At 71.8% G+C, this 3,179-nt stretch carries 5 protein-coding genes; 4 read left to right on the top strand and 1 reads right to left on the bottom strand.

All coding sequences use genetic code 11. From position 1 onward, the window contains the following. From ACTUAL_RS03030 to ACTUAL_RS03015, 4 genes are all read left to right on the top strand, one after another. A partial coding sequence (locus ACTUAL_RS03030; protein WP_440899190.1) for a hypothetical protein occupies positions 1-437 on the top strand: 437 nt, incomplete at its 5' end. Beyond that, the gene (locus ACTUAL_RS03025; protein ID WP_440899189.1) at positions 434-1,750 is read left to right on the top strand and encodes a replicative DNA helicase; all 1,317 of its coding nucleotides are present in this window, start codon (positions 434-436) and stop codon (positions 1,748-1,750) included. The genes ACTUAL_RS03030 and ACTUAL_RS03025, both read left to right, overlap by 4 nt. Positions 1,751-1,804: 54 nt before the next feature. Continuing rightward, complete coding sequence (locus ACTUAL_RS03020; protein WP_440899188.1) at positions 1,805-2,122, top strand: hypothetical protein; 318 nt, start codon at positions 1,805-1,807, stop codon at positions 2,120-2,122. Further along, positions 2,119-2,592: a helix-turn-helix domain-containing protein gene (locus ACTUAL_RS03015; RefSeq protein ID WP_440899187.1), complete on the top strand. Its 474-nt coding sequence runs from the start codon at positions 2,119-2,121 to the stop codon at positions 2,590-2,592. The genes ACTUAL_RS03020 and ACTUAL_RS03015 overlap by 4 nt, the downstream gene beginning before the upstream one ends. Before the next feature lie 87 nt (positions 2,593-2,679). Here ACTUAL_RS03015 and ACTUAL_RS03010 read toward each other — a convergent pair. After that, positions 2,680-3,179, bottom strand: a 500-nt coding sequence (locus tag ACTUAL_RS03010) for a GntR family transcriptional regulator (RefSeq protein WP_440899186.1), incomplete at its 5' end; no start/stop codon positions are given.

Genomic DNA, 3,179 nt, shown 5'->3' with positions numbered 1-3,179 from the left:
TCCCGTCGCCCGACGAGATCAGCGAGCAGTCGCTCACGGACGCGCGCCTCCTGCTCGACAAGGACGGCCACGACCTCCACGAGGCGCTACGCGTGATCGACTGGGCCACGCAGGACAGCTTCTGGAAGGCGAACGTCACCTCGATCACCAAGCTGCGGAAGCACTACGACACCCTGCGCCTCAAGGCAGAAGAAGACCAGGACCCGCGCTGGCGCCACCTCCGCTCCGTCGAGTCCATCCCGGACGACGAGATCGACCCCGACGACGTCCTCGGCCCCGACACCTGGTCCTGCCCAGCGCCACCCCGCGAGATCGACGAGGGCCCCACAGCAGCCCGCCGGGAGTGGTACCGGCGCGCCGCCGAGGACCACCGCCAAGACCGCCTCCGCGAAGCCCGCGCCGTCATCAGCCGCCAGCAGAACAGAGACACCGCGTGACCGACCTCGACGAACTCCTCCCCCCGCACGACGCACAGGCCGAGCAGGCCACGCTCGGCGCGATCCTGGCCAGCTCGCGCGCCCTCGCCGAGGTCTCCGAGGTCTTGGAGCCGGGCGACTTCTACCGCCCGGCACACCAGGCCGTCTACCTCGCCGCCCTGCACCTGGACCACGCCGGAGAACCGGTCGACCCCGTCACGGTCGCCGACCGGCTCAACCGCATCGGCGACCTCGCGCGCGTCGGCGGCGCGCCGTACCTGCACACCCTGTTCGCCGCCGTGCCCACCGCAGCGAACGCGAGCTACTACGCCGAGATCGTCGCCGAGAAGGCCACCCTGCGGCGCCTGATGGAAGCGGGCCACCGCATCACCCAGCAGGCCCTCACCGGGGCGAACGGGGCCGAAGTCGCCAGCGTCGTCGAGAACGCCCGGCAGACCCTCGACGCCGTCACCAGCCGCGCCCGCGCCGAGATCGCCGTCTACGACCTCGAAGACCTCGCTGACGCCGCCCTCGACCGGTACGCCTCCCCCGAGCCCCCATCCCTCCCCACCGGCTGGCCCGACCTCAACGCGATCATCGGCGGCCTGCGCCCCGGCACGCTGACCGTCATCGGCGCGCGCCCCGGCGTCGGCAAGTCCGTCCTCGGGATCAACCTCGTCACGCACGCCGCCGCACGCGGCCACGGCGCCCTGTTCCTCTCCCTGGAGATGCCGAAGACCGAGGTGATCGACCGGGTGATCGCCAACCTCGCCAGCGTCGAACTCGACCACCTCACCAAGCACCGCCTGTCCCCGCACGACTGGGAGCACGTCCGCGCCGCCCACGCCAAGCTCAAGGGCTGGCCCCTCAAGGTCGTCGACTACGGCCACGTCAGCCTCACCACCGCACGCACCATCGGCCGCGACCAAGCACGCAGCCCTCGCGGGCTATCGCTGCTCGTCGTCGACTACCTCCAACTGATGAAGCCCGCAGACCCCCGCGCGCCCCGCGAGCAGCAGGTCGCAGGCAACTCGCGCGGCCTCAAGCTCCTCGCCAAGGAACTTGACGTCCCCGTCGTCGCCCTCGCCCAGGTCAACCGCGGCTCCGAACAGCGCTCCGACCGCCGCCCAGCCCTGGCCGACCTCCGCGAGTCTGGCTCGATCGAAGCCGACGCCGACGCCGTCCTCCTGCTCCACCACGACCCCGAACACGTCGGCGAGATCGAGGTCGGCATCCCCAAGAACCGGCACGGCCGCACCGGCACCATCCACATCCCCTGGAGCCCGCACTACGCCCGCGCCGGGGCCAACCCGAACATCCGCGCCGTCGCCTAACCCCACCCCGCCCGGCGCCCACCAGCGGCGGGCCCTACCCCCTGGGAAACCCACATGAACCCGAACAACCGGCCCGGCAGCAAGCCCCCCGCCCTGCCCGAACAGGCCATCACCAGCATCTCCGAAACCCTCGGCGTCAGCACCGAAGCCCTCCACGCTATGTCCCACCTCGACGTGGCCATCGGCCTCATCCTCACCAAAGCCGAAACCGAGATCCTCACCCTCGCCAACCAGACCCGCCGCGCTGGCCAAGACCCCGGCCCGATCATCGTCCAGACCATCGCCGCCCTCCACCACGTCAGCCCCTTCTACGTCCACGAACGAATGCACCGCGCCACCACCGACCTCCTCAACCCACCCACCAACGGATGAACACCGACAACAGCCCCACAGCGGGCGCACGGACGTCCGCACGTCGCGCGCGTGACGTCGCGCGCGTACGGGGTCGGTGGGAGCGCGAGGGGCCGCTCCCGGTCGAGGTGCGGGAGCGCTTGGCGAAGGGCTTCGGCGCCCGCGTGCGGGGGCTGCGGAAGGCCCGTGGGTGGTCGCAGGTGCAGTTGGCGGAGGTGTTGGGCTGCGCGGCGAAGACGGTCGGCAGGCTGGAGCGTGGGGAGCATCGGCCGTCGCGTCAGCAGGTGGCGTGGCTGGCGCGGGCGTTCACCCCTGCTGGGGTGCACCCGGTGGTGCTCGACGTCGAGCTGCTGAACTTGGTGGGTGCGCCGCGGCGTGGTCGTCGGCGCGGTTCGCGGTCGGGGCTCTACTCGCTGCCGGGTGAGCTGGGTGCGGAGTTGGCTGCGGCGCAGCGGCAGGTGGCTGCGGCGATGCGGCGGCTCGGGCGGTAGTGGGTCGCGGCGTTCGTGGTGCTGGTGTTCGGGCCGGGCTGGTGATGCGGTGAGCGCACTGCTGGCCCGGCCCTTGGTGTTCCGGGGCTAGTTGACCTGGACGTCGTAGGCGAGTTCGTACCGCTCCGCGTTCATGATCATGCGGGTGGTCTCCACCGGGGTGCCCGCCTCGTCATGAACGATCCGGGTCACGTCGATCACGGGCGCGCCGGGCTGGATCGCGAGCCGCTCGGCCTCGGTGGTGTCTGCTGGGCGGGCCCGCACGTACTCGACGCCGTGCGCCAGGGGGTGCCCGAGGGCATCGAGTAGCCCGTAGGAGCCGCTGGTGCCGGTGTCGACCTCTTCCAGTTGGGTGCCTGCGGTGATGCTGCGTGGCAGCCAGCTGGTGGCGAGCTGGACTGGGGTTCCGTCGGCGCTCATCACGCGGTCGCGCACGAGGACTTCGTCGCCGGGCTGGAGGTCGAGGGCGGCGGCAGTGCGTTCGTCGGCGGCTTCGACGCGGACTTCGGTCTGGACGGTGGGGGTGAAGCCGCCGGTGACGGCGTCGCTGAGGAACGCGCCGCGTCCGGCCTCGCGGGCGCTGCGGG

The sequence above is a fragment of the Actinosynnema sp. genome (assembly GCF_052038725.1).
Note: the sequence above shows the minus strand (reverse complement) of the source record. Positions and strands in the feature narration are given on the sequence as shown.

Bases quoted from the DNA above. Each gene is read 5' to 3' on its own strand.
- ACTUAL_RS03015 (WP_440899187.1), top strand. From the start codon at position 2,119: ATGAACACCGACAACAGCCCCACAGCGGGCGCACGGACGTCCGCACGT.
- ACTUAL_RS03020 (WP_440899188.1), top strand. From the start codon at position 1,805: ATGAACCCGAACAACCGGCCCGGCAGCAAGCCCCCCGCCCTGCCCGAA.